The 26,357-nt window shown below is 64.6% G+C and carries 25 protein-coding genes; 21 read left to right on the plus strand and 4 right to left on the minus strand.

The window, feature by feature from the left end:
• Positions 1-33: 33 nt before the first annotated feature.
• The 10 genes from AC0GNR_RS09190 (at position 34) to AC0GNR_RS09235 (ending at position 10,611) form a co-directional block, all read left to right on the plus strand.
• Positions 34-1,215, plus strand: a complete 1,182-nt coding sequence (locus tag AC0GNR_RS09190) for an isovaleryl-CoA dehydrogenase (protein WP_472900660.1) — start codon at positions 34-36, stop codon at positions 1,213-1,215.
• A gap of 64 nt (positions 1,216-1,279) precedes the next feature.
• The gene (can, locus tag AC0GNR_RS09195) at positions 1,280-1,948 is read left to right on the plus strand and encodes a carbonate dehydratase (protein WP_472900661.1); all 669 of its coding nucleotides are present in this window, start codon (positions 1,280-1,282) and stop codon (positions 1,946-1,948) included.
• 90 nt (positions 1,949-2,038) lie between these two features.
• On the plus strand, positions 2,039-3,229 hold the full coding sequence (locus tag AC0GNR_RS09200; RefSeq protein ID WP_472900662.1) for an acetyl-CoA C-acyltransferase: 1,191 nt from the start codon (positions 2,039-2,041) through the stop codon (positions 3,227-3,229).
• 10 nt (positions 3,230-3,239) lie between these two features.
• Entirely contained in the window at positions 3,240-4,367 is a 1,128-nt protein-coding gene (locus tag AC0GNR_RS09205) for an acyl-CoA dehydrogenase family protein (RefSeq protein ID WP_472900663.1), read from the plus strand.
• A 260-nt stretch (positions 4,368-4,627) separates the two neighbouring features.
• Complete coding sequence (trkA, locus tag AC0GNR_RS09210) at positions 4,628-6,019, plus strand: Trk system potassium transporter TrkA (RefSeq protein WP_472900664.1); 1,392 nt, start codon at positions 4,628-4,630, stop codon at positions 6,017-6,019.
• Between the two features lie 5 nt (positions 6,020-6,024).
• On the plus strand, positions 6,025-7,497 hold the full coding sequence (locus AC0GNR_RS09215) for a TrkH family potassium uptake protein (RefSeq protein WP_472900665.1): 1,473 nt from the start codon (positions 6,025-6,027) through the stop codon (positions 7,495-7,497).
• Between the two features lie 8 nt (positions 7,498-7,505).
• Positions 7,506-8,966, plus strand: a complete 1,461-nt coding sequence (locus AC0GNR_RS09220; protein WP_472900666.1) for a TrkH family potassium uptake protein — start codon at positions 7,506-7,508, stop codon at positions 8,964-8,966.
• Between the two features lie 165 nt (positions 8,967-9,131).
• Positions 9,132-9,566, plus strand: coding sequence for a rhodanese-like domain-containing protein (locus AC0GNR_RS09225; RefSeq protein ID WP_472900667.1), 435 nt, complete (start codon positions 9,132-9,134; stop codon positions 9,564-9,566).
• Positions 9,563-9,955 (plus strand): YchJ family protein, encoded by a 393-nt coding sequence (locus AC0GNR_RS09230; protein ID WP_472900668.1) that lies wholly within the window; start codon positions 9,563-9,565, stop codon positions 9,953-9,955. Before AC0GNR_RS09225 ends, AC0GNR_RS09230 begins: the two co-directional genes overlap by 4 nt.
• Positions 9,952-10,611, plus strand: coding sequence for an HAD family hydrolase (locus AC0GNR_RS09235; RefSeq protein WP_472900669.1), 660 nt, complete (start codon positions 9,952-9,954; stop codon positions 10,609-10,611). Before AC0GNR_RS09230 ends, AC0GNR_RS09235 begins: the two co-directional genes overlap by 4 nt.
• Before the next feature lie 49 nt (positions 10,612-10,660).
• Here AC0GNR_RS09235 and AC0GNR_RS09240 read toward each other — a convergent pair whose 3' ends face one another.
• The 4 genes from AC0GNR_RS09240 to AC0GNR_RS09255 form a co-directional block, all read right to left on the minus strand.
• Positions 10,661-12,031, minus strand: coding sequence for a TRAP transporter large permease (locus tag AC0GNR_RS09240; protein WP_472900670.1), 1,371 nt, complete (start codon positions 12,029-12,031; stop codon positions 10,661-10,663).
• A 14-nt stretch (positions 12,032-12,045) separates the two neighbouring features.
• Positions 12,046-12,603: a TRAP transporter small permease subunit gene (locus tag AC0GNR_RS09245; RefSeq protein WP_304753465.1), complete on the minus strand. Its 558-nt coding sequence runs from the start codon at positions 12,601-12,603 to the stop codon at positions 12,046-12,048.
• 55 nt (positions 12,604-12,658) lie between these two features.
• Positions 12,659-13,711 carry a TRAP transporter substrate-binding protein gene (locus AC0GNR_RS09250; protein WP_472900671.1) on the minus strand — a complete coding sequence of 351 codons (1,053 nt, stop codon included), beginning with the start codon at positions 13,709-13,711 and terminating at the stop codon, positions 12,659-12,661.
• 367 nt (positions 13,712-14,078) lie between these two features.
• Positions 14,079-15,212 (minus strand): AraC family transcriptional regulator, encoded by a 1,134-nt coding sequence (locus AC0GNR_RS09255; RefSeq protein WP_472900672.1) that lies wholly within the window; start codon positions 15,210-15,212, stop codon positions 14,079-14,081.
• Between the two features lie 129 nt (positions 15,213-15,341).
• Here AC0GNR_RS09255 and AC0GNR_RS09260 point away from each other — a divergent pair, with 129 nt between their 5' ends.
• From AC0GNR_RS09260 to AC0GNR_RS09310, 11 genes are all read left to right on the plus strand, one after another.
• Entirely contained in the window at positions 15,342-17,069 is a 1,728-nt protein-coding gene (locus AC0GNR_RS09260; protein ID WP_472900673.1) for an AMP-binding protein, read from the plus strand.
• 13 nt (positions 17,070-17,082) lie between these two features.
• Positions 17,083-18,705, plus strand: a complete 1,623-nt coding sequence (locus AC0GNR_RS09265; protein WP_472900674.1) for a carboxyl transferase domain-containing protein — start codon at positions 17,083-17,085, stop codon at positions 18,703-18,705.
• 8 nt (positions 18,706-18,713) lie between these two features.
• The gene (locus tag AC0GNR_RS09270; protein ID WP_472900675.1) at positions 18,714-19,226 is read left to right on the plus strand and encodes a DinB family protein; all 513 of its coding nucleotides are present in this window, start codon (positions 18,714-18,716) and stop codon (positions 19,224-19,226) included.
• Complete coding sequence (locus AC0GNR_RS09275) at positions 19,223-20,005, plus strand: enoyl-CoA hydratase/isomerase family protein (protein WP_472900676.1); 783 nt, start codon at positions 19,223-19,225, stop codon at positions 20,003-20,005. Before AC0GNR_RS09270 ends, AC0GNR_RS09275 begins: the two co-directional genes overlap by 4 nt.
• A 32-nt stretch (positions 20,006-20,037) precedes the next feature.
• Positions 20,038-20,745 carry a DUF4126 domain-containing protein gene (locus AC0GNR_RS09280; RefSeq protein WP_472900677.1) on the plus strand — a complete coding sequence of 236 codons (708 nt, stop codon included), beginning with the start codon at positions 20,038-20,040 and terminating at the stop codon, positions 20,743-20,745.
• Between the two features lie 123 nt (positions 20,746-20,868).
• Positions 20,869-22,875, plus strand: a complete 2,007-nt coding sequence (locus AC0GNR_RS09285) for an acetyl/propionyl/methylcrotonyl-CoA carboxylase subunit alpha (protein ID WP_472900678.1) — start codon at positions 20,869-20,871, stop codon at positions 22,873-22,875.
• Between the two features lie 104 nt (positions 22,876-22,979).
• A complete protein-coding gene (locus AC0GNR_RS09290; RefSeq protein ID WP_472900679.1) occupies positions 22,980-23,900 on the plus strand; it encodes a 2-hydroxyacid dehydrogenase in 921 nt (306 codons plus the stop codon).
• Positions 23,901-23,966: 66 nt separating this feature from the next.
• Complete coding sequence (locus AC0GNR_RS09295; RefSeq protein ID WP_472900680.1) at positions 23,967-24,875, plus strand: hydroxymethylglutaryl-CoA lyase; 909 nt, start codon at positions 23,967-23,969, stop codon at positions 24,873-24,875.
• A gap of 5 nt (positions 24,876-24,880) precedes the next feature.
• Complete coding sequence (locus AC0GNR_RS09300; RefSeq protein WP_472900681.1) at positions 24,881-25,528, plus strand: LysE family transporter; 648 nt, start codon at positions 24,881-24,883, stop codon at positions 25,526-25,528.
• A 45-nt stretch (positions 25,529-25,573) separates the two neighbouring features.
• Positions 25,574-26,122 carry a YbaK/EbsC family protein gene (locus tag AC0GNR_RS09305; RefSeq protein ID WP_472900682.1) on the plus strand — a complete coding sequence of 183 codons (549 nt, stop codon included), beginning with the start codon at positions 25,574-25,576 and terminating at the stop codon, positions 26,120-26,122.
• Positions 26,119-26,334 carry a DUF1289 domain-containing protein gene (locus tag AC0GNR_RS09310; RefSeq protein WP_472900683.1) on the plus strand — a complete coding sequence of 72 codons (216 nt, stop codon included), beginning with the start codon at positions 26,119-26,121 and terminating at the stop codon, positions 26,332-26,334. Before AC0GNR_RS09305 ends, AC0GNR_RS09310 begins: the two co-directional genes overlap by 4 nt.
• Positions 26,335-26,357 lie beyond the last annotated feature (23 nt).

Consider the following 26,357-nt stretch of genomic DNA (forward strand, 5'->3'; position numbering starts at 1 on the left):
CGCCCATATCCCAAACCCTTCAGGAAACACCCCATGAACAACCTGCCCGGCCTCAATTTTCAGCTTGGTGAAGACATCGACGCGCTGCGCGACGCGGTGCGCGATTTCGCGCAAGCCGAGATCGCACCGCGTGCCACCGAAATCGACCGCAACGATCAGTTCCCCATGGACCTGTGGCGCAAGATGGGCGACCTGGGCGTGCTGGGTATCACTGTGCCCGAAGCCGACGGCGGCGCCGGCATGGGCTACCTGGCGCACATGATTGCCATGGAAGAGATCAGCCGTGCCAGCGCTTCGGTGGGCCTGAGCTACGGTGCACACAGCAACCTGTGTGTGAACCAGATCAACCGCAACGGCACGCCCGAGCAAAAGGCCAAGTACCTGCCCAAGCTCATCAGCGGGGAGCATGTGGGCGCGCTGGCCATGAGCGAACCCGGTGCGGGCTCCGACGTGATCAGCATGAAGCTCAAGGCCGAAGACAAGGGAGGCTACTACCTGCTCAACGGCAACAAGATGTGGATTACCAACGGCCCCGACGCCGACACCCTGGTGGTCTACGCCAAGAGCGAGCCCGAGATGGGCGCGCGTGGCGTCACCGCCTTCCTGATTGAAAAAGGCATGCCCGGTTTCAGCATCGCGCAAAAGCTCGACAAACTCGGCATGCGCGGCAGCCACACCGGCGAGCTGGTGTTCCAGAACGTGGAAGTGCCAGCCGAGAACATCCTGGGCGGCCTGAACATGGGCGCCAAGGTGCTCATGAGCGGCCTGGACTACGAGCGCGCCGTGCTCACCGGCGGGCCGCTGGGCATCATGCAGTCGGTGATGGACAACGTGATTCCCTACATCCACGACCGCAAGCAGTTTGGCCAGAGCATTGGCGAGTTCCAGCTCATTCAGGGCAAGGTGGCCGACATGTACACCGTGCTGCAGGCGGGCCGCTCGTTTGCCTACACCGTGGCCAAAAACCTCGACTTGCTGGGCACCGAACACGTGCGCCAGGTGCGCAAAGACTGCGCTTCCGTCATTTTGTGGACGGCCGAAAAAGCCACCTGGATGGCGGGTGAGGGCGTGCAGATTTTTGGCGGCAACGGCTACATCAACGAGTACCCGCTGGGCCGTCTGTGGCGCGACGCCAAGCTGTACGAGATTGGCGCCGGCACGAGCGAAATCCGCCGCATGCTGATTGGCCGCGAACTGTTTGCCGAAACCTGCTGACCAGCTTCGCTGGCGCGGGCTTGTTCCACAATGGCGGCACCGTTTCAACACCACCTGATATTTCATGAGCGCATCGCTGCAAGACCTGTTTGACCACAACCGCGAATGGGCTGCGGCCATGGTTCGCGAAAAGCCCACGTTTTTCACCGACCTGCTGGCCCAGCAGAGCCCGCAGTACATGTGGATTGGGTGCTCGGACAGCCGCGTGCCGGCCAACCAGATCACCGGCCTGGCGCCGGGCGAGGTGTTCGTGCACCGCAACGTGGCCAACGTGGTGGTGCCGACCGATCTGAACTGCCTGTCCACCATCCAGTTTGCGGTGGACCAGTTGCAGGTGAAACACCTGATGGTGGTGGGCCACTACGGCTGCGGCGGCGTAAAGGCCGCGCTGAACGACACCCGCGTGGGGCTGGCCGACAACTGGTTGCGCCACATCAAGGACGTGCGCGACCGCCACGCTGTGTTGCTGGGCGCCACGCCGGCGGCGCACCGGGTGGAGGTGCTGTGCGAACTCAACGCCATTGAGCAGGTGATGAACGTGGCCCAGACCACCGTGGTGCAAGACGCCTGGAGCCGGGGCCAATCGCTCACGCTGCACGCCTGGGTGTACGCGCTGAGCGACGGCCTGCTGCGCGACATGCTGATGACGGTGGATGGCACCGGCGATCTGGACGCGATCTACCAGACCGCGCTGGCGGGTGTGGCCGCCAAACGCCGCGACGCATCGCTGTAAGACCGCCAGACCAGAAGATCCACAACGGGCGCCACTGCCCAAGCGGCCGACTGCCGCAGCCAAATTGACCTTTTTTTCAAGGAGATTTTCATGACTGTTCACACCGATCCCATCGTTATCGTTGGCGCCGCACGCACCCCCATGGGTTCGTTTCAGAGCGACTTTGCTTCCCAGTCCGCACACGACCTGGGCGGCGTGGCCATCCAGGCTGCGGTGGCGCGCAGCGGCGTGGACAAGGCACTGGTCGACGAAGTGTTGTTCGGCAACTGCCTGATGGCTGGCCAGGGCCAGGCTCCTGCGCGCCAGGCCGCGCTCAAGGGCGGCTTGCCGCTGTCGGCCGGCGCGGTGACGCTGTCCAAAATGTGCGGCTCGGGCATGAAGGCCACCATGCTCGCGCACGACATGCTGCTCGCCGGCAGCGCCACCGTCATGGTGGCCGGCGGCATGGAAAGCATGACCAACGCGCCTTACCTCATGCTCAAAGGCCGCGGCGGCTACCGCATGGGCCACGACAAAATTTACGACCACATGATGCTCGACGGACTGGAGGACGCTTACGAAGCCGGCCGCAGCATGGGCACCTTTGGTGAAGACTGCGCCGCCAAATACAGCTTCACCCGCGAACAGCAAGACGCCTTTGCCATCGCCTCCGTCACCCGCGCCAAAGCCGCTTCTGAGAGCGGCGCGTTTGCCAAAGAAATCGCGCCGGTGACGGTGAAAGACCGCAGCGGTGAGCGCGTGGTCAGCACCGACGAAGGCCCGGGCAAGGTCAAGCTGGACAAGATCACCAGCCTCAAACCCGCGTTCAAGAAAGACGGCACCATCACCGCCGCCAGCAGCTCGTCCATCAACGACGGCGCGGCCGCGCTGGTCTTGATGCGCGAGTCGACCGCCCAGGCGCAGGGCCTGAAGCCACTGGCCCGCATCGTCGGCCACGCCACCCATGCGCAGGAACCTAACTGGTTTGCCACCGCACCGGTGGGCGCCACGCAGAAGCTGCTCGCCAAGACCGGCTGGGCCGTGGCCGACGTGGACCTGTGGGAGATCAACGAAGCCTTTGCCGTGGTGCCCATGGCGCTCATGACCGAGCTGAGCATTCCGCACGACAAGGTGAACGTGAACGGCGGCGCCTGCGCACTGGGCCACCCCATCGGCGCCAGCGGTGCTCGCATCCTCGTGACGTTGCTGCACGCTTTGCAGGCGCATGGCAAGCAAAAGGGCGTGGCCACGCTGTGCATTGGCGGCGGTGAAGCCACCGCCATGGCCATCGAACTCTGCTGAAAGCACCACCATGCTGCTGACCGACGACCAAGTGATGATCCGCGACGCTGTGCGCGCTTTTGCCCAGGAACAGCTGTGGCCCAACGCTGCGAAATGGGACAAGGACCACCACTTTCCGAAAGACGTGCACAAGGGCCTGGCCGAGCTGGGCGCTTACGGTATTTGCGTGCCCGAGGCGTTGGGCGGTGCGGGGTTGAGCTACCAGACCCTGGCCATCGTGCTGGAAGAAATTGCCGCCGGTGACGGCGGCACCAGCACCGTGATCAGCGTGACCAACTGCCCAGTCAACGCCATTTTGATGCGCTACGGCAATACCCAGCAGCAAGCGCAGTGGCTGCGCCCACTGGCCGCCGGCCAGATGCTGGGCGCCTTTTGCCTGACCGAGCCGCACGTGGGGTCTGACGCCTCGGCGCTGCGCACCACGGCGGTCAAACAGGGCGACGAATACGTGATCAACGGCGTCAAGCAGTTCATCACCAGCGGCAAAAACGGCGATGTGGCCATCGTCATCGCCGTGACCGACAAGGGCGCGGGCAAGAAAGGCATGAGCGCCTTCATCGTGCCCACCAGCGCGCCCGGCTACGTGGTGGCGCGGCTCGAGGACAAACTGGGTCAGCACAGCAGCGACACCGCGCAGATCAATTTCGACAACTGCCGCATTCCCGCCGAAAACCTGATCGGCAGCGAGGGCGAGGGCTACAAGATTGCCCTGAGCGCACTCGAAGGCGGGCGCATCGGCATTGCTTCGCAAGCCATTGGCATGGCGCGCAGTGCGTTTGAATGTGCCGTGAAATACGCCAAGGAGCGCGAGAGCTTTGGCCAGCCCATTTTCAACCACCAGGCCGTGGGCTTTCGGCTGGCCGACATGGCGACCCAGATTGAAGCTGCCCGCGCACTCACGCACCACGCTGCCGCATTGCGCGACGCGGGCCAGCCGTGCCTGAAAGAAGCGGCCATGGCCAAGCTGTTTGCCAGCGAAATGGCAGAGAAGGTATGCAGCGACGCGATCCAGGTGTTTGGCGGCTACGGCTACGTGAGCGATTTCCCGGTCGAGCGCATTTACCGAGACGTGCGTGTGTGCCAGATCTACGAAGGCACGAGCGACGTGCAGAAGATTTTGATCTCCCGGGCGCTGTAGCCAGCCCCACCCCCGCGCCGCCTTCGGCGTCACCCCCTCAAGGGGGCGGCACTGGCGGCCCTGCAAAGCCGGTTCCGCGGTGCCCTCGGTTGAAGGCACGCGCCTCGATAAAGTTTTCGGAGCGCACGCAACGAATCCAATTTCATCCTCCGGCGCGGCATGCCTTCGCCCAGGATGCGGTGGAACCGGCTTTGCCGGGCCACTCGCATCGCCCCCTGGGGGGTGACGGCGAAGCCGGCGCGGGGGGTACCATATCCCCTATGAACATCATCATTTTGGGCGCGGGCCGCGTGGGCGAGAGCGTCGCCGAGAGCCTGGTTTCTGAGCAAAACGACATCACGGTCATTGACCACGACCCGGTGCGGTTGCGGTTGCTGGAAGACCGGCTGGACCTTCGCGGTGTGGTCGGCAACGGCATTCAGCCGTCGGTGCTGCGCGAAGCGGGCGCTCAAGATGCGGACATGCTGATCGCCTGCGCCGCAGCCGACGAGTCCAATCTGGTGGTGTGCAAGGTGGCGCACGATATTTTCAATGTGCCCAGCACCATCGCCCGGCTGCGCTCGCCGGAGTTCCTGGAAGGCGACGAGCTGCTGGGTAAAAACGGCTTTGCGGTGGACCATGTGATCTGCCCGGAAGAGTCGGTCACGCGCTACATCCACCAGCTCATCAGCTACCCCGAAGCCTTGCAGGTGCTGGAATTTGCCGACGGCCGCGCCAGCCTGATCGCCATGCGCGCAGCCCACGGCGGTGCGCTGGTGGGGCACACCATTGGCGAGTTTCGCGACCGCTTTCCCCACGCCGAAATGCGGGTGGTCGCGCTGTACCGGCTCGACACCGAAATGGAAGCCACCAAGACCACCCGCATTCTGGCGGGCGACGAGGTGTTCGTGCTGGCCGACACCCGCAAGATCCGCTACGTGCTGGGCGCCATTCACAACATCGACAAGCCGGTGCAGCGCGTGATGATCGCCGGCGGTGGCAAAGTGGGCTTGCGCCTGGCGCGCTCGCTGGTGGGGCAGTGCGAGGTCAAGCTCATCGAGCAGGACAAAAAGCGCTGCGAATACCTGGCCAGCCAGCTGCCGTCGAGCATGCTGATCCTGCATGGTGACGGCGCCGACGAAGACCTGCTGCTGGAAGAAAACGTGGGTGAGATGGATTTGTTTCTGGCGCTCACCAGCGACGACGAAGACAACATCATGTCGTCCATGCTGGCCAAGCGGCTCGGCGCGGGCCGCGTCATGGCGCTGATCAACCGCCGTGCCTACGCCGACATGATGCAGGGCAGCACCATCGACATTGCCATTTCGCCGGCCCAGACGGTGATTGGCGAGCTGCTGACCCACTTGCGCCGGGGTGACGTGGCTGCGGTGCACAGCCTGCGCCGCGGGGCAGCCGAGGCGCTGGAGGGCGTGGCGCGGGGGGATGTGAAAACCTCCAAACTGGTGGGGCGCCGGGTGGAAGAAATCAAGCTGCCCAAGGGCACGCGCATTGGGGCCATCGTGCGCGGTGAAGGCCGCAAGTCCGAGGTGCTGATGCCGCACCACGACACGGTGATCGAAACCGACGACCACGTCATCATCTTCATTCCCAACAAGCGCCTGGTGCGCGATGTGGAAAAGCTGTTTCAGGTTGGCGCCACGTTCTTCGGCTGAAGTCCATGCCCTTTTTGCGCATCTTCCCCGTGCTCGGGGTCATCGTCATGGTGTTCGCCCTCACGATGCTGGTGCCTTTGGGTGTCTCGGTGTGGACGCACGACGGGGCCGAGGCGGCCTATCCACTGGCTATGTTGGTCACGTTCGCCTGTGGGCTGCTGATGCGCTCGGCGGTCTGGAAAGTGGGTCGGCAACTGGAGCTGCAAACGCGCGACGGCATTTTGCTGGTGGGCTTGGTGTGGACGCTGCTGCCGCTCTTTGCCAGTCTGCCGTTGCTGCTCTATTTTTCGGGCACGGCCGCGCCGATGTCGTTTACCGACGCCTACTTCGAAGCCATTTCAGGGCTGACCACCACCGGCTCCACCGTGCTGGTGGGGCTGGACACCCTACCGGGCTCCATCAATCTGTGGCGCTGCTTTTTGCAATGGCTCGGCGGCATGGGCATTTTGGTGCTGGCGGTGGCCATCTTGCCCATGCTGGGCGTGGGCGGTAGCCAGTTGTTTCGGGCCGAGGCCACCGGCCCCATGAAAGATGCCAAGCTCACGCCCCGCATCACCGAAACCGCCAAGGGCCTGTGGAGCGTGTATTGCCTGTTGTCGCTCGCCTGTGTGCTGGCTTACTGGCTGGCTGGCATGACACCGCTGGACGCATGGACGCACATGTTTTCTACGCTGAGTCTGGGCGGCCTGTCGTCTTACGACAGCAGCTTTGGGCACTTTCAGTCGCCCGCGCTGGAATGGGTGGCCATTGTGTTCATGCTCATCGCCAGCTGCAACTTTGCCTTGTATTTCGTGGCCATCACCAAGCGCCAGCCCGGGCGCATCTGGCGCGATGCCGAGTGGCGCGGCTCCATGGGCTTGCTGGTGGGTTCGGGTGTCTTTGTGGCCGGCCTGCTGCTCTTCAAAGGCACCCTGAGCGACCCGGGCGAAGCGCTGCGCATGGCCTTGTTCAATGTCATTTCCATCGGCTCCACCACCGGCTACGCCACGGTGGACTACACCCAGTGGCCGGTGTTCGCGCCGCTGTACATGATCATGCTGTCGGGCATTGCCACCAGTGCAGGCTCCACGGGTGCTGGGATCAAAATGGCGCGCATGGTCATTTTGGTGAAGCAGGCCCGACGCGAAATGCGCCGCATCGTGCACCCGCGTGCTGTGCATCCGGTCACGCTGGGCGGCCACACGGTTGAAAACAGCACTATTTTTTCGGTGCTGGGCTTCATGCTGGTTTATGGGGGCACCATCATTGGCCTCACCATGGTGTTGCTGTTGACCGACATGCCCTTTGACACGGCGTTCACCGCCATCGTGGCGAGCGTCAACAACATGGGGCCTGGGCTCAACGAAGTGGGGCCTGCGGGCAATTTTGCAGGGCTCACCGACTTCCAGACCTGGATATGCTCAGCGGCCATGCTGTTGGGGCGGCTGGAAATGCTGTCCTTCCTGGTGCTGTTCACGCCGGGTTTCTGGCGCAAATAACTTCAAACATGTACAGCTTGCTGCCTGTTCTCTCGGTACTGTCGCGCATTCTCGTGGCGTTTTCTGCGGCCTTCCTGGTGCCGCTGGCCTGGGCTTGGGCTCTGGATGCGGACCACCACACCCTGGTGTGGGCGAAGGGCTTTGGCCTGACGGCGGCCAGTGGCCTGCTGCTGTGGTGGGCCACCCGGCGGCACCGGCGTGAACTCATGCCCAAAGACGGCTTCATGCTCGTCAACCTGGTGTGGCTGGTGCTGCCGGCGTATGCCGCCTTGCCGCTGATGTTCACCGTGCCCGACATCACCTGGACCAAGGCCTATTTCGAGGCCATGAGCGCGCTCACCGCGACCGGGGCCACAGCGCTCGCCGGGCTGGACGACTTGCCCGTGTCGGCCAACGTCTGGCGCTGCTTTCTGCAGCTCATTGGCGGCCTGGGCATCATGCTGCTGGTGGTGGCGGTGTTGCCCCTGCTGGGGCTGGGCGGCTTGCAGCTCTACAAGGCCGAAACGCCGGGCCCCATGAAAGACACCAAGTTCACGCCCCGCATTGCCGAGACGGCACGCGGCCTGTGGGGCGTGTATTTCCTCTTTTCAGGGGCTTGTTTTCTGGCCTACCGCTGGGCTGGCATGAGCTGGGCCGACGCCTTCATGCACATGTGCACCACCATGGGCCTGGGCGGTTTTTCGTCTTACGACGCCAGCCTGGGCCATTTCAATTCACCCGCCGTCGAGTGGGTGGCCGTGGTGTTCATGGCGCTGGCCGGCATCAGCTTCATGCGCTATTTCATCGTCTTGCGCAACCGTTCGCTGCGGCCGTTGACCAGCGACCGTGAGATCCGGACCTACTTCGGCGTGCTGCTGGGCTCCATTGCGGTGATTGCGGTGCTGCTGGCAGCACACAACGTGTACGACAGCTTCCCCGAGGCGTTGCGCGCCAGCGCATTTCATGTGGTGTCTCTGGCTACCACCACCGGGTATTCGGCCACCGACTATTCCTTGTGGCCCGTTTTTGCCCCGGTGTTGCTGCTGTTCCTGGGGTCCTTTGTGTCTTGCGCGGGCTCCACCGGCGGCGGCATCAAGATGGTGCGCATGATTTTGCTCATCAAGCAGGCGCGGCGTGAGCTGGTGCGCATCATCCACCCGCGCGTGGTGAACCCGGTCACGCTGGGGGGCGGTGTCATGCCCATGTCGGTCATGACGGCGGTGCTCGGTTTCATGCTCATTTACGGCGCCACCATCATGGGGTTGACCATGGTGCTGCTGTTCACCGGGCTGGACATCGTGACCGCCTTTTCAGCCGTGGTGGCCACCGTGAACAACATTGGCCCCGGTCTGGGCGAGGTCGGCCCGGCTGGCAATTTTGGTGGCCTGCATCCCTTTCAAATCTGGGTGCTGACATTTGCCATGCTGCTCGGCCGCCTGGAGCTGCTCACCGTGTTGGTGCTGTTCACGGCGCATTTCTGGAGGAAGTAGAGGCTCACCCCCGCGCCGCGCCCAAGGGCGCGTCACCCCCTCAAGGGGGCGATGCCTGCGCCCCGGCAAAGCCGGTTGCAAGGCATCCTGGGTTGAGGCACTTGCTCCGGCTGCGGGCTTGTTTTTCGTTTGCTTCTGCGTTTGGTTATTCAACAGGAGACTTTCATGCCGATCACCAAAGGATTCCGGGCGCTGGTGGACGAAGCCACCGCGCAGATCACCACCTACACCGTGGCGCAGGTGCGCGAGCGCCTGGTAGCGGGCGATGCGCGCTTGCAGGTGGTGGACATACGCGACCCGCGTGAGCTGGAGCGCGAGGGCACTGTGCCAGGTGCTTTGCATGCGCCGCGGGGCATGCTGGAGTTTTGGGTCGACCCCGAGTCGCCCTATTTCAAACCGGCGTTCGGCGACGAGAGCAAGGAGTTCGTGCTGTTTTGTGGTGCGGGTTGGCGCAGTGCGCTGGCCACCAAGGCCTTGAAAGACATGGGCATGACCAACGTCGCCCACATCGACGGCGGCTTTGCCGAATGGCTCAAGCAAAGCGCACCAACCGAATCGCTGGAAGCGCACAAGGCGCGCAGCAAGGCGACCCGCGCGTGACGCGGGCATGCCCTTGCGGGCGGGTGGATGCGCGCGGAAAAGCCTGTGCGTTCACGGCCTGCTGCGGCCGCTTTTTAGGCCAAGACACCCCCGCGCCCGACGCTGAGAGCCTCATGCGGTCGCGCTACACCGCCTTTGTGCTGGGCCGCGTGGAGCATCTGGCCGCCACCTGGCACGCCAGCACCCGGCCTGCCGACTTGGCGCTGGAGCCCGGCGTGAAATGGCTGGGGCTGGAGGTAAAAAACCACCGCGCCATGGATGCTGACCATGCCGAAGTTGAGTTTGTGGCGCGCTCGCGGCTGGGCGGGCGCGGGCAGCGCTTGCACGAGACCAGCCGTTTTGTGCGCGAAGGCGGACGCTGGTTCTATGTGGACGGAGACCTGAAGTGAGCGAACTGTTTGAGGCGGTGTTGTTTGACTGCGATGGCGTGCTGGTGGACAGCGAACCCATCACCAACGGCGTGTTGCGCCAGATGCTGAACGAGGCTGGCTGGGCTTTGAGCCAGGCCGAGTGCATGGACATCTTCATTGGCAAGGCGGTGCGCGACGAGCGCCAGCGCATCGAGGCGGAAACCGGCTGCCCGCTCACCGAAGACTGGATGCGCGCCTTTTATGCGCGGCGCGACCAGCGCCTGCGCGCCGAACTCCGGGCCATGGACGGCGCGCTGCAAGCCGTGATGGCGGCGCACGCGCACACGGCGGGGCGCATTGCTTGCGCTTCTGGCGCCGACCGGCCCAAGGTGGTGATGCAGATCGGCATGGCGGGCATGGCGCCGTATTTTGAAGACCGCATCTTCAGCGGGCACGACATGCCACGCTCCAAACCTGCGCCCGACGTGTACCTGGCCGCCGCCGCCCACCTGGGCGCCAACCCGGCGCGCTGCCTGGTGATTGAAGACACGGCCACCGGCGCACGCGCCGGGCTGGACGCCGGCGCCACCGTGTGGGGCTATTGCCCTGAAGGGCATGGCCGCGCGTTTGCCGGCTTGCCGGTGGCTCGGGTGCTGCACCACCTGGACGAGCTGGCCTGCTTTTGGCAAGCTTGAATGCAACAAAAAAGGGCCCGAGGGCCCTTTTTTGTTGGGGTGCAGCGCGTCAACCGCCGCCGTACATCTGCTGCGGCAGCCACAAGATGATTTGCGGGAACATGAAGCACAGCGCCACCATGGCCATTTGCAGCAGCACGAACGGGATCACGCCGATGTAGATGTCGCGGATGGTCACGCCCTTGGGTACCGCGCCCTTGAGATAGAAGAGTGAGAAGCCCACCGGTGGTGTGAGGAACGAGGTTTGCAGCATCAGTGCCACCAGGATCAGGAACCAGGTCATGTCGAGCCCGGCCAGTTTGATCACGGGAGCCAGCAACGGCAAGATGATCAGCACGATCTCGAACCAGTCGAGGAAGAAGCCGGCAATGAACACCACCAGCAGCACCACCAGCACCAGGCCGGTGGGGCCCAGGCCCAGGCCTTTGAAGAACTCGGCGATCAGCTCGTCGCCGCCGATCAGGCGCAGCACATAGGCAAACACCGTGGCGCCAATGAAGATGGCGAAGATGAAGCAGGTGGTGAGCGTGGTTTCGATGCCCACCTGGCGGATGACGGACCAGCTCAGCTTGCGGTTGGCTGCGGCCAGCAAGATGGCGCCAAAGGCCCCCAGACCCGAGGCTTCGGTGGGCGTGGCCACGCCGAAGAAGATGGAGCCCAGCACCAGCAGGATCAGGCCAAACGTGGGCAGCGTGGACAGGAAGGCGATGCCCACCTGGCGGGCGGTCAGCTTCTCGGCGTCGGCCGGGCGTGGTGGCACCAGGTCGGGGCGAACGAAGCCGACGATCACCACAAAAATCATGTACAGCAGGCCCAGCGCCACGCCGGGAATGAGCGCGCCCATGAAGAGGTCGCCCACCGAGACCGACACCTGGTCGGCCATGAGCACCAGCATGATGGACGGTGGAATGAGAATGCCCAGCGTGCCCGAAGCCGCCACCACACCCGAGGCCAGCGCCTTGTTGTAGTTGTTTTGCAGCATGATGGGCATGGACAGCACAGCCAGCAGCACCACAGAAGCGCCCACGATGCCGGTGGACGCGGCCAGCAAAATGCCGATGACGATCACCGTCAGGCCCAGGCCACCGCGCAGGCCGCCAAACACCTTGACGAAGTTGCGCATCATGGTGTCGGCCACGCCCGAGCGGTCGAGCATGAGGCCCATGTAGACAAACATGGGCAACGAGACCAGCACCCAGTTGGACATGATGGCGTCAAACCGGTCGACCACCCCCGAGAACTTGGCCCAGCTCGTCATGAGGAAGGTGTCGAAACCGAAGCTGTCACCCAGAAAAATGCCCAGGGCGGCAAAACCCAGCGAGAGAATGCCCAGCAGCCAGGCCACCGGGTAACCGGTGAACAGCGCCAGGATGAAGGTCACCATCAGACCGATGGCGAGGAATTCGTAAAAAGGCAGCACGTGTCTTCCCTTTGTTATGCGTTGTGGGTGGTGAAGAGCGCGGCCCAGACCCGGGTCAGCCGGCTGATGGCGGCCAGGGCGAGCAACACAAACGCGGTGATGAGGAAGGACTTGATGAACCAGCGGTAAGGCAGGCCACCGGGCGCAGCAGACACCTCATTGAGCTCGTAAGACGACCAGAAAAACGGAATGGCGTACCAGATCACCATGCCGCAAAAAACGAGCAGACCTGTCAGGCCGAAGAGTTCGATCCATTGGCGGGTGCGCTGGGTGAAGCGCTCGGCCAGCACGTCAATGCGCACATTGCGTTCCTTCACCTCGGTGAACGAAATGCCCAGCATGAAGCCAATGGCGTAGAGGTGCCATTGCAGCTCTTCCATCATGATCGAGCCGGCACCGAAGACGTAACGAGCGATCACCTGGACCACGATCACCAGTACCAAAACCAGCCACAAGGCCGAGGCAAGCTCGCCGAACCAGGTGATGACCCGGTCGGCAGCCCGTGAAAAAGCGGTGGTGGGAAGGGCAAGGCCCGAAGGCCCTGCTTCCAGCGGGGCAGCGTTGTGCGTCATGTTCTTCATTCCAAAATCCTTCTAAGCGATCAACGCTGCCAATCTCATCAATACCTTACTTGTAGTCGCGGGGCAGGTAGCCCAGATCGTGCCACTTGCGGTTCTTGTTCTGGAAGGCCGACATGCTGTCGTACACCTTCTTGAACATCGGGTCTTTGGCCGACTCTTCAGCGATGACTTCTTTGGATGCCTTGGCGAACGCGTCCAGCATGGTCTTGTTGAACTGGTGCAGCTTCACGCCTTCCTTCTCAAACTTGACCAGCACGTCGCCCTGTAAGGCTTCGGCCTTGGACATGGCGATGGTCACACCGGCGGTGCAGGTGGTCTCGATTTGCGCCTTGGTCTGTGGCTTCAGCTTGTTCCAGGCGGCCATGTTCACATAGAGGAACTGGTTGGTGGACGGCTGGTGCCAGCCTGGCAGGTAGTAGTTCTTGGCCACTTTGGCAAAGCCCAGCTGGTCGTCCACGGTGGGCAGCGAGAACTCGGTGCCATCCAGCACGCCTTTTTCCAGCGCCTGGAACAGCTCGCCACCAGGCAGCATGGTGACCGAGGCCCCCAGCTTCTGGTAGATCTTGCCGCCCAGTGCGGCGGCGCGGAACTTCAGACCCACGAGGTCGGCGGGGGTCTTGATTTCCTTGCGGAACCAGCCAGCCGCTTCGGGGCTGATGGAGCCGCAGAAGATGGGGTACACGTTGTGGGGCTTGAAAGCTTCTTTCAGCAGCGCGTCGCCGCCGCCGAAATACATCCAGGCAGAAAACTGGGGCGTTTCCATGCCGAAAGGCAGGGCGCCAAAGATGGCCGAAACCGGCACTTTGCCCAGCTCGTAGCCCATGAAACTGTAGCCAGCCTCCACCTTGCCGGAGGACACGGCATCAAAAATGCCCAGCGCAGGCACCAGCTTGCCGGGTTCAAACACCTGCAGGTTGACCGTGCCGCCGGAAACTTTCTTGAGCTGGTCCGAGACCCAGGGCATGGTGTCGCCCAGCGCGGTCAGGTTGGAGCCGAAGGACATGGGAATGCCCCAACGCACGTTTTCCTGGGCGGTGGCGGGCAGGCTGATGGCGGCCATGGAGGCGGCAAGGGCCAGGGCTTTCAACTGGTGTTTCATGTTGGAAATCTCCGTAAGTTTTCGAAAGACGCAAGAGCAGACCGCAAGTGGCTTTTCAGCCGTCGAGAAGCCTCGCTTTCGCATGGGCTCAAGCCCCGGTTCGGGCCATTTGCCGCAGAAACGGCATGGCCCAAGCAATCCCGCTTGAGGCCAGTTAGTAGAACCGCTCAACCGAATATTTTGGGCATACCTTGGCTAAGGATTTACCCTAGGCGCCTGTTTTTGGCGGCTTTTTTCGGCTTGAGGGACGGTTCCGCCAGGGGTTTGCGATGCGTTTTTTGGGGCGGATTTTTCGCCCTGTTTTTCCCCGGTTTTCAGAGTGAAAAGCACGGTGCCTGGTGGCAAACACCAGCCCATGGGCATAGCGTCAGCGCGTGAATGATTTTTGTTGGGCGTTTGAAGAAGTTTCATGCCCCAGGGCCGCATTTGAGTCGTGCTGGCGACACTCGGCTGGCGTGAGACCTGTCCAAGCCTTGAAAGCGCGCATGAAGCTCTTCTCGTTTTGGAAGCCGGTGGCCTGCGCCACCTGTTTGATGGGGCGGTTTGTGCGCTGCAGCAGTGTCAATGCGAGCTGTTTTCGCACCTCGTCTTTCAGCGTTTGCAATGAGGCGCCTTCTTCTTTCAGTTGGCGGTGCAGCGAGCGGGCTGACAGGCCCAGCCGCGCGGCCAGGTCGTTGGCGTTGTGGGCGTCCAGCGGCTGGCTCATCAGCACCTGGCGCACGCGTGGCACCAGCAGCCGGTCGCGTCGGTAGGCGCGCACGGTCAGGGGCAGGGCGCGTTGCAGCATCTGGTTCATCGCTGCCTCGTCTCGCTTGAGCGGCAGCGCCAGGTAGCGCGCGTCAAAGCGGATGGCGGCCGGGCCTGCGCCAAAGTCGGTCGGGCCGTCAAACAGCACGCCATAGGCTTCGGCGTGGGCCGGTGGCGCAAAAGGAAACTGGGCGCCCAGCAGCGGCAGGCGCGAGTCGATGAACCAGCAGGCCAGGCCGTGGATGTTGCGCAGCATGGAAACCAGGCAAAACTCGCGCAGGGCGCCGCCCGGGGCGATGGGACCCGCCGTGCGGTGCTCGGTGATGGAGATGCTGGCGACCGACTCCGATGTGGTGACCGCCAGCGTGATGTCGTTGGCCAGCAGGCTGTGGTGGCGGCACCAGCGCTTGAGCGCCACGCCCAGCGTGGGCGATGAGAGCGAGGCGCGGGCCAGCAGGCCGTAACTGCCCCAAGGCAGCGGGCGGGCAAACCAGCCCAGGGCTTCGTCGTTCAGTTCGCGCATGGCAGCGCCCGACACCGCCTCCATTTGCGCCGCCGTGATGCGCGAGCCTGCGTCGTTCAGCAGGGCTGGCGCAATCTGTGCCTGGGCCAAGGCGTGTGCCGGGCTTTTTCCTTGCTGCGCATAGGCCGCCGCGATGGCGTTCACAAACGCAATGGGCGTCGCGGCCTTGGTTGGGCGTTGGTCGGCCACGGGCAGGGGTTGCGATGAAGCCGCAGGGTTCGGGTTTGCCATGGGTACCAGTGTGCCCGCAACGTGGCACGATTTGCAACCATTCTGGCAAGTCGGTTGCTGGCCAAGCTCCTATGCTTGCGCTTTGTGCCCGGCGTGAACCGGGGCACAGCCCCAGAGGAGACACCACCCATGAGCGAGACCGGTTTTGGCGCTGCACCCCTGGTGCGCAGCCAAGCGCAAGGCGCCACCGACGTGCCGCTGATCGAGCAGACCATTGGCGCGTTTTTTGACGCCATGGTGGCGCGCCAGCCCGAGCACGAGGCGCTGGTGAGCGTGCACCAGGGGCGGCGCTACACCTACCGCGGGTTGCAACAAGCCGCGCACCAGCTGGCTAGCGCCCTGCTGCGCCAAGGCTTGCAGCCGGGCGACCGCGTGGGCATCTGGTCACACAACAACGCCGAGTGGGTGCTGATGCAGCTGGCCACGGCGCAGGTGGGCCTGGTGCTGGTGAACATCAACCCGGCCTACCGAACTTCGGAAGTGGAGTACGCGCTGAACAAGGTGGGCTGCAAGCTGCTGGTGACCATGGCGCAGTTCAAGACCAGCGACTACCTGGGCATGCTGCGCGAGCTGGCGCCTGAGTGGGCGCATGGCCAGCCGGGCGCGCTGCAAGCGCAGCAGCTGCCAAACCTGCGCACCGTGGTGTGGATCGACGAAGTCGGGCAGGGCAATGATGAGCCCGGGCTGCTGCGCTTCTCGGCGCTGCTGGCGCAAGGCGACGCCAGCGACCCGCGCGTGGCGAAGGTGGCGGCCACGCTGAAGGCCACGGATCCGATCAACATCCAGTTCACCAGCGGCACCACCGGCTTCCCCAAGGGCGCCACGCTGACGCACCGCAACATCCTGAACAACGGTTTTTTCATTGGCGAGTGCATGCAGCTCACGCCGGCCGACCGCCTGTGCATCCCCGTGCCGCTGTACCACTGCTTCGGCATGGTGCTGGGTAACCTGGCCTGCTTCACGCACGGCTCGACCATCGTCTACCCCAACGACGGATTTGATGCGCTCACCGTGTTGCAGACGGTGCAGGACGAACGCTGCACCGGCTTGCACGGCGTGCCCACCATGTTCATCGCCGAGCTGGACCACCCACGTTTCAAAGAGTTCGACCTGTCCACGCTGCGCACCGGCATCATGGCCGGCTCGCCGTGCCCCACGGCCGTGATGCAGCGCGTGGTGAGCGACATGCACCTGTCGCAAATCACCATTGCCTATGGCATGACCGAAACCAGCCCGGTGAGCTGCCAGAGCAGCACCGACACGCCGCTGGACAAGCGCGTGTCGACCGTGGGCACGGTGCAGCCGCACCTGGAGGTCAAGATCGTCAACCCCGACAGTGGCGAGGTGGTGGCACCGGGCCAGTCGGGCGAGCTGTGCACGCGCGGCTACTCGGTCATGCACGGTTACTGGGACGACCCGGCCAAGACCGCTGAGGCGATTGACGCCGAGGGCTGGATGCACACCGGCGACCTCGCCACCATGGACGCCGAAGGCTACGTGAACATCGTCGGCCGCATCAAAGACCTGGTGATCCGCGGCGGCGAAAACATCTACCCGCGCGAGATCGAAGAATTTTTGTACCGCCACCCCGCCATTCAAGACGTGCAGGTGGTTGGCGTGCCCGACGTCAAATATGGCGAAGAGCTGTGCGCCTGGGTCATCGTGAAGCCCGGCCAGACGCTGGACGAAGACGCGGTGCGCGCCTTTTGCAAGGGTCAAATCGCCCACTACAAAGTGCCGCGCCACATCCGGTTTGTGGACGCCTTTCCCATGACCGTGACCGGCAAGATCCAGAAATTCAAGATCCGCGAAGCCATGAAGGACCAGCTCGGGCTGGCCGAACAAAAAACTGCCTGAACCAGAGAACGCCATGCCTGCACTCGACACGAAACTCAATGCCCGCTCCGCCGACTTCCAGGCCAACGCCGCCGCCATGCGCGCGGTGGTGGACGACCTGAAGGCGCAAATTGACAAAGCCACCTTTGGCGGTGGCGAGGCCGCCCGCGCCAAACACACCGCGCGCGGCAAGCTGCTGCCGCGCGACCGCGTGCAGATGCTGCTGGACCCGGGCACGCCGTTTCTGGAGCTGAGCCCGCTGGCGGCAATGGGCATGTACCCGGACCGCGACGGCAGCGACAGCGCGCCCTGCGCCGGTGTCATCGTGGGCGTGGGCCGCGTGAGCGGTGTGGACTGCATGATCGTCTGCAACGACGCCACAGTGAAAGGCGGTACCTACTACCCGCTGACCGTCAAGAAGCACCTGCGCGCGCAGGAAGTGGCGCAGCAAAACTGCCTGCCCTGCATCTACCTGGTGGACAGCGGCGGCGCCAACCTGCCGAACCAGGACGAGGTGTTCCCCGACCGGGACCACTTCGGCCGCATCTTCTTCAACCAGGCCAACATGAGCGCGCAGGGCATTGCGCAGATCGCGGTCGTCATGGGCTCGTGCACGGCGGGCGGCGCCTATGTGCCGGCCATGAGCGACGAGACCATCATCGTCAAGAACCAGGGCACCATCTTCTTGGGTGGCCCGCCGCTGGTGAAGGCCGCCACAGGCGAGGTGGTCACCGCCGAAGACCTGGGCGGTGGCGACGTACACACGCGCCTGAGTGGTGTGGCCGACCACCTGGCGCAGAACGACCTGCACGCGATTGCGCTGGCGCGCCAGGCGGTGAAGAACCTCAACGCCCGCAAGGTGCCACCGATCACCACCATCGACCCGGTGGCGCCGCTGTACCCGGCCGAGGAGCTGTACGGTGTGATCCCGACCGACACCCGCAAGCCGTTTGACGTGCGCGAGATCATCGCCCGCATCGTCGACGGCTCGGACTTCGACGAGTTCAAGTCGCGCTTCGGCACCACCCTGGTCTGCGGCTTCGCGCGCATCGAAGGCATGCCGGTCGGCATCATTGCGAACAACGGCATCCTGTTCAGCGAGTCGGCGCTCAAGGGCGCGCACTTCATCGAACTCTGCTGCCAGCGCAAGACGCCGCTGGTTTTCCTGCAGAACATCACCGGCTTCATGGTCGGCCGCAAGTACGAGAACGAAGGCATCGCCCGCAACGGCGCCAAGATGGTTACCGCCGTGGCCACCGCCGCGGTGCCGAAGTTCACCGTCATCATCGGCGGCAGCTTCGGCGCCGGCAACTACGGCATGTGCGGCCGCGCCTACAGCCCGCGTTTCCTCTGGATGTGGCCGAACGCACGCATCAGCGTGATGGGCGGCGAGCAGGCCGCGAGCGTGCTGGCCACCGTGAAGCGCGACGGCATCGAGGCCAAGGGCGGTCAGTGGAGCGCGGAAGAAGAAGCCGCGTTCAAGGCGCCCATCAAGGAGCAGTACGAGGTGCAGGGTCACCCGTATTTCGCCACCGCTCGCCTGTGGGACGACGGCGTGATCGACCCGGCCGACACGCGCCGTGTGCTGGCGCTAGGCCTGAGTGCGTCGCTGAACGCCCCGATCCCCGAGACGAAATTCGGCCTGTTCCGCATGTGAGCACCGGCATGGACCCGATCGCCCATTTCACCCGACAGGCGCGTTACCACGTCTGGGCTACGCACCGTTTGCTCGATGCCGTCTCGCGCGTGTCCGACGACGACTACAAGCGCGACGTGGGTCTGTTCTTCAAGAGCATCCACGGCACCTTGAACCACCTGCTGGTGGGCGAGCACCTGCTCTGGTACGCGCGCTTTTCCAAGGGCGCTTCGCCGCTGCTGGGGCTGGACACCGAAGTGGAGCCCGACCGCGAGCGCCTGGGCCAGGCGCTCAAAGGCGGTGCCGCCAACTGGGAACACCTGATCACCACCTGGCCCGCCGAGCGGTTTGACGCGCAGTTGGACTACAAGACCATGAAGGGCGTGCCGCAGTCGCTGCCGTTTGCGGCCACGCTGGCGCATGTGTTCAACCACGCCACCCACCACCGCGGCCAGATCACCGCCGCGCTCACCGCGCTGGGCCAGCCCGCGCCCGAGCTGGATTGGGTTTACCACCTTCAACTGGAAGCCCAGAAACCATGAGCACAGCATTGACCATCGCGGTGCAGGACCGCATCGCCCGCATCACGCTGACCCGGCCCGAGGTGCGCAACGCCTTCAACGACGCCGTGATCCAGGAACTCAAGGCCGCGTTTGAAACCGTGGGCGCGCGCGATGACGTGCGCGCTGTGGTGCTGGCCGCCGAGGGCCCGGCCTTTTGCGCCGGGGCCGACCTGAACTGGATGCGCCGCATGGCGGACTACACGCGCGATGAAAACGTGGCCGACGCAGGCCAGCTCGCCGCCATGCTCAAAGCCATCTACGAATGCCCCAAGCCCACCATGGCCGCCGTGCAGGGCGACGTGTTCGCCGGCGGTATGGGTCTGGTGGCCGCGTGCGACATGGCGGTGAGTGTGGACAGCGCCACTTACTGCCTGAGCGAAGTAAAGCTGGGCCTGATCCCGGCCACCATCAGCCCCTACGTGATCCGCGCCATGGGCGCGCGTGCCGCGCACCGCTATTTCCTCACAGCCGAGCGCTTCAGCGCACAAGAGGCGCACCGCATCGGTTTCGTGCACGAACTCGTCAACGGCCCCGAGGCGCTCACGGCCAAGGTGGACGAGCTGGCCCAGGCCCTCTGCAACGCCAGCCCGGCGGCGGTGCGTGCCTGCAAGCGCTTGGTGCTGGATGTGGCCGAGCGAGAGATCAACGCCAGCCTGATCGCCGCCACCGTGGAAGGCATTGCCGACATTCGCGCCAGCGAGGAAGGCCGCGAAGGCGTTCAGTCCTTCTTGCAAAAGCGCAAGCCGGCTTGGCTGTAAGTTGAGCCAGCACCACCCGACAGGAACCGCTCTTGGACACGCTCTGGACCTCCGCCGTCAACTGGCTGCACAGCGTGGGCATCCACCTGGGCACCGGTGCGCCCGTGGGTGCCGGGGTGGGCGAGGCTGCCAGCCGGCTCGACATGCCCAGCCTGCTGGCCCTGGCCGCCGCGCTCGGCTGGGCCAGCGGTTTCCGGCTCTATGCGGTGGTGTTCATCGTGGGCATGGCGGGCTGGATCGGCTGGATGCCGCTGCCCGAGGGCCTGCAGGTGCTGCAGCATCCGGCGCTGCTGGCCACCAGCGGCGCGCTGTTGTTTGTGGAATTTTTTGCCGACAAGATCCCCGGCCTGGATTCGCTGTGGGACATGGTCAACAGCGTGATCCGCATCCCCGCTGGCGCTGCGCTGGCCGCCGGGGCGCTGGGCGCTGATGGCAGCACCATGGCCCTGGTGGGTGCGCTGCTGGGTGGCAGCCTGGCCGCCACCGCGCAGGCCGCCAAGACCACCACGCGCGCCGCCATCAACACCTCGCCCGAGCCGTTTTCCAACGTGTTCATGAGCTTCGTGGAAGACGGTCTGGTCATTGCCATCGTCTGGCTCGCCAGCAACCACCCGCTTGTCTTCGCCGGTGTGGCCGTTGTGGCTGTGCTGTTGATGTGGTTCATCACCTGGACGCTGTTCCGTTTCCTGCGCGCGGTGTTCCGCCGGGCGCAATCTTTGTTTTCTTCTGCTACCGCTTAGGACTCCTCATGTTCACCAAAATCTTGATCGCCAACCGCGGTGAAAACGGCCGCACCGCGGACGTTTCATCACATTGCATGGCACGCGCAGCGTGTGCAGGCGATTTCACCGCGGGAGTTAGCCATGTTTAACAAAATCCTCATAGCCAACCGCGGTGAAATCGCCTGCCGCGTTGCCGCCACCGCCCGCCGCATGGGTGTGCGCACCGTGGCCGTGTATTCCGACGCCGACGCCAGCGCCAAACATGTGGCGGCGTGCGACGAAGCGGTGCACATCGGCGGCAGCGCGCCCAAAGACAGCTACCTGCAGTGGCAGCGCATCCTGGACGCGGCCAAGGCCACCGGCGCGCAGGCCATCCACCCCGGCTACGGTTTTTTGAGCGAAAACGAAGCCTTTGCCAACGCCTGCGCCGAGGCCGGCCTGGTGTTCATCGGCCCGCCCGCATCGGCCATCCAGGCCATGGGGCTGAAAGCCGAGTCCAAGCGCCTGATGGAAAGTGCCGGCGTACCGCTGGTGCCCGGTTACCACGGCGCCGACCAGGACCCGCACATGCTGCAGCACGAGGCCGACCGCATCGGTTACCCGGTGCTGATCAAGGCCAGCGCCGGTGGTGGCGGCAAGGGCATGCGCGCGGTGGAAAAGGCCGAAGACTTTGCCGCCGCGCTCGCTTCGTGCAAGCGCGAAGCCATCAACAGCTTCGGCAGCGACGCTGTGCTGGTGGAGAAATACGCCCAGCGCCCGCGCCACATCGAGATCCAGGTGTTTGGCGACACGCACGGCAACTGTGTGTACCTGTTTGAACGCGACTGCTCGGTGCAGCGGCGCCACCAGAAGGTGCTGGAAGAAGCGCCCGCGCCGGGCATGACGCCCGAACTGCGCCAGCAAATGGGCCTGGCCGCCGTGGCCGCGGCGCGCGCCGTGAACTACGTAGGCGCGGGCACGGTGGAGTTCATCGTCGAGCAGCCGCCCGAGGGCGGCATGCGCTTCTACTTCATGGAAATGAACACGCGCCTGCAAGTGGAGCACCCGGTGACCGAGGCCATCACCGGGCTGGACCTGGTGGAGTGGCAACTGCGCGTGGCCAGCGGCGAGCCGCTGCCGTTGAAGCAGGAGCAGCTGCACATCCATGGCCACGCCATCGAAGCCCGCATTTGCGCCGAAACGCCGGACAACCAGTTTCTGCCCGCCACCGGCCGGCTCGACGTGTACCGCAAGCCCGCCTGCACCAGCTTCGAAAGAGGTGACGTGCGCGTGGACGACGGCGTGCGCGAGGGCGATGCCATCAGCCCGTTTTACGACTCCATGGTCGCCAAGCTCATCGTGCACGGCCGCACCCGCGCCGAGGCGCTCGCCAAGATGGATGCCGCGCTCGCGCAGACCCGCATCGTCGGCCTGTCCACCAACGTGCAGTTCCTGCGCCACGTGGTCGCCAGCCCTTCGTTTGCACAGGCCAACCTGGACACGGCGCTGATCCCGCGCGAAGCGGGCGTGCTGTTCAACCAAGACAAGGTGGGCCGCAACCTGGCCGTGGCCGCCGCCGTGGCGCAAACCCTGCTGACCGAACGCGCGAGCGAAGGCAAAGACCCGTTTTCGCGCCGCGACGGCTGGCGTCCTTACGGCCTGACCGTGCGCCGTTTCGACTTTGAATACCAAGACGAAGCCCTGCAGGCCAGCCTCACCTACTTGCACGACGGCGCGCTGCAACTCGCCTTTGGCGAAACCGCTGGCGTGCTGGCGCTTGATCCGCTGCCTGCGGACACCGGCACGCTGATGGACTTGCACTTCATGGGCCAGCGCCAGACCGTGCAGACCTGGCAGCGCGACGAGATCGTGCACATTTTCTGTGCGCTGGGCGCGGTGCAAATCACCGAAATAGACGCCCTGGCCCACGCCGGTGAAGCCGCCGCCGACGTGGGCCGCCTCACCGCGCCCATGCCAGGCAAGGTGGTGAGCTTCTCGGTGAAGGCCGGTGACGTGGTGAAAAAGGGCCAACCGCTGGCGGTCATGGAAGCGATGAAGATGGAGCACACCATCGCCGCACCCGCCGACGGCACCGTGGCCGAGCTGCTGTACGCGCCTGGCGATCAGGTGGCTGAGGGCAGCGAGCTGCTGAAGATCCAGACGGATTGATGGCTCATCTACGTTCGCCCTGAGCCTGTCGAAGCCCTTCGACAGGCTCAGGGCGAACGGCCTCACGCCAAAGCCGTGTTGCGTACCGCCGTTAAGCTCGCTGCATGAACATCATTTTTTGCTGCACCGACACCAAGGCCGAGCCTTGGCTTGCCGGCCTTCGCGCCGCGTTTCCCGGGGCTTCTGTGAGCGTGTGGGAACCCGGCGCACCGCAGGCCGACCACGCGGTGGTCTGGGCGCCACCGCAACAGTTTCTGGACGAGCAACAGGCGCTCAAGGGTCTGTTCAACATTGGCGCTGGGGTGGACGCGCTGCTCAAGCTGCGGCTGCCGCCGGGCGTGAAAGTGGTGCGGCTGGATGACGCGGGCATGTCGGTGCAGATGGCCGAATACGTGTGCCACGCCGTGATTCGCCACTTCCGCGAATTCGATGGTTACGAGGCCGACGTGAAAGCGGGCAAGTGGTCGTACCGCAAGCCGCGCGACCGGCAGGATTTCCCGGTCGGTGTGATGGGGCTGGGTGTGCTGGGCGAGCGCGTGGCCAAAGCGCTGCGGGTGTTTGACTTCCCGGTGCATGGCTGGAGCCGCACCCCCAAGGCCATTGAAGGCGTGATGACCTACAGCGGTGAGGTGGGTTTTGAGACCTTCCTGTCGTCCAGCCGGGTGCTGGTGAACCTGCTGCCGCTGACCGCCGATACCCAAGACATTCTCAACCGCGACACGCTCGGCAAACTGAAACCTGGCGGCTACCTGATCAACGTGGCGCGCGGCGCGCACCTGGTCGAAGCCGACCTGCTCGCGCTGCTGGAGAGTGGCCACCTGGCCGGTGCCATGCTGGACGTGTTCCGCACCGAGCCGCTGCTGGCTGAACACCCGTTCTGGCACCACCCCAAGATAACAGTCACCCCGCACACGTCTGCACGCACGTTGCGCGATGAAAGCATCGCGCAGATCGCGGGCAAGATCCGCGCGCTCGAGGCGGGCCAGCCGATTGCAGGCGTGGTGGATCCCGTGCGCGGTTATTGACGACGACCCTCACCCCAGCCCTCTCCCGCTGAGCGGGAGAGGGGGTAAAGCCCTTCGGAGACCTCCATGACCAACCCATCAAAAGTCCGCCTCATCGACGTCGGCCCGCGCGACGGCCTGCAAAACGAAAAGCAGCCGGTGCCCGCCGCGGTCAAGATTGAGCTGGTGCACCGCTTGCAGGCGGCCGGCCTGAAAGAGATTGAAGTCACCAGCTACGTCAGCCCGAAGTGGGTGCCGCAGATGGCCGACAACCACGAGGTGATGCAAGGCATCACGCGCGTGCCGGGCGTGCGCTACTCGGTGCTCACGCCCAACCTCAAGGGCTTCGAGGCGGCCCTGCTCGACCAGCCGGACGAGATCGTGGTGTTCGGCGCCGCCAGTGAGGCCTTCAGCCAGAAGAACATCAACTGCTCGATGGCCGAGAGCATCGAGCGTTTCGCGCCGGTGGTGGAAGCGGCGCTGGCGGCAGGTATTGCGGTGCGCGGCGCCATGAGCTGCACCGTGGGTTGTCCGTACGAAGGCGACATTGCGCCCGAGCGCGTGGCGTATCTGGCGGGGCTGATGAAAGGCATCGGCGTGCAGCGCGTGGATGTGGCCGACACCATCGGCGTGGGCACGCCCAAGCGCGTGCAGGCCGCCATCGAGGCGACGCTCAAGCATTTCGACATCGACCACATCAGCGGTCACTTTCACGACACCTACGGCCAGGCGCTGTCCAACACGCTGGCCGCGCTGCAGCTGGGCGTGTGGAACTTCCAGTCGTCGGTGGCCGGGCTGGGCGGCTGCCCTTACGCCAAGGGCGCCACGGGCAACGTGGCCACCGAAGATGTGGTCTATCTGCTGCACGGCATGGGCATTGAAACCGGGATTGACCTGGACGCACTGGTGGACGCCGGCCAGTTCATCAGCGACCACCTGGGCCGCCCCAGCGGCTCGCGCGTGGCGCGGGCCTTGCTGGCCAAGCGCCAGGGTTGAGCGCGATGGACCTGAACGTCTGGCTCGCTTTTTTCGCCGCTTCCTGGGTCATCGCCATTTCGCCCGGCTCGGGCGCGGTGCTGTCCATGAGCCACGGCCTGGCCTACGGTGTGCGCCAGAGCAGCGCCACCATCGCAGGCCTGCAGCTGGGGCTGGCGGTCATTTTGTTGATCGCGGGCGTGGGTGTGGGAGCGCTCTTGCTGGCGTCGGCCACCGCGTTCACGGTGGTCAAGGTGTTGGGCGCGGCTTACCTGATATGGCTCGGCCTGAAGCAGTGGCGTTCGCCCGTGGACGCGCAGGCGCCCGCCGCTGGCACCGCGCTGGTGAAGCACCCCGGCTTGCCCACGGTGCGCGAGCGGGTGTTGACCGGTTTCATGACCAATGTGACCAACCCCAAAGGCATCGTGTTCATGGTGGCGGTGTTGCCGCAGTTCATTGACCCCAACCGCCCGCTCTGGCTGCAGTTGCTGATTCTGTTGGTGACGTCGATCGGGGTGGACCTGGTGGTGATGCACGGCTATGCGTTTTTGGCCTCGCGCGCGCAGCGCTGGCTGGCCACCGCCAAAGCCCGGCGGGCACAAAACCGCGTGTTTGGCGGCGTGCTGATGGCCATGGGCGCCAGCCTGATCATGGTGAAACGCGCCGGCGCCTGACCCCACGCCACCCGGGTTGGTAGCGCCCCGCTACCATTGCCGCCCATGAGTGAAGCAAATTTGACCCTCACAGAACAGCCCGCCGGCGTGCAGCGCGTCACTGCCGAACTGGCTGCATTGGGCCATCCCCACGCCCCCGTGATGCTGAGCGACGCCGCACGCACCGCACAGCAGGCGGCCGACGCGCTGGGCGTGTCCTTGGGTCAGATCGCCAAAAGCATCATCTTTCGCCGCAAAAACCACCCGGCCGGTGACGACGTGGCCGTGCTCGTCATCACCTCGGGCGACCTGCGCGTGGACGAGAAAAAGGTGCAGGCCATCGTGTGCGCAGCGGGTGGCAAGCTGGGCCGTGCCGATGCCGAGTTTGTGAAGACCAAGACGGGTTTTTCCATTGGCGGTGTGTCGCCGCTGGCGCACGCCACCCCGCCAGTCACGCTGATCGACGACCAGCTGTTCCGTTTCGACGAAATCTGGGCCGCCGCGGGCCACCCGCACGGCGTGTTTCGCCTGAGCCCGAGCGACCTGCAAACCCTGACCGGCGCGCCCGTGCACGATGTGACCGCACCACCGCCCGCCCAGCCCACCCCAACATGACCACCCCACTGATCAACCTGCGCGATGCGCGCGAGCACCACCCCGGCCCTGGCGTGCCGTCACCGTGCGTGTCCATTTGCGAACTGAACGAACGCGACGGCAGCTGCAAGGGCTGCTACCGCACGCTGCAGGAAATTGCCGCCTGGAGCGCGCTGAGCGACGCCGACAAGCTGGTGGTGTGGGAACGCATTGAAGCGCGCCAAACCGCCTGACGAAAGCCAGCCCATGAGTACCG

This window comes from Hydrogenophaga sp. LT287, from assembly GCF_055702805.1.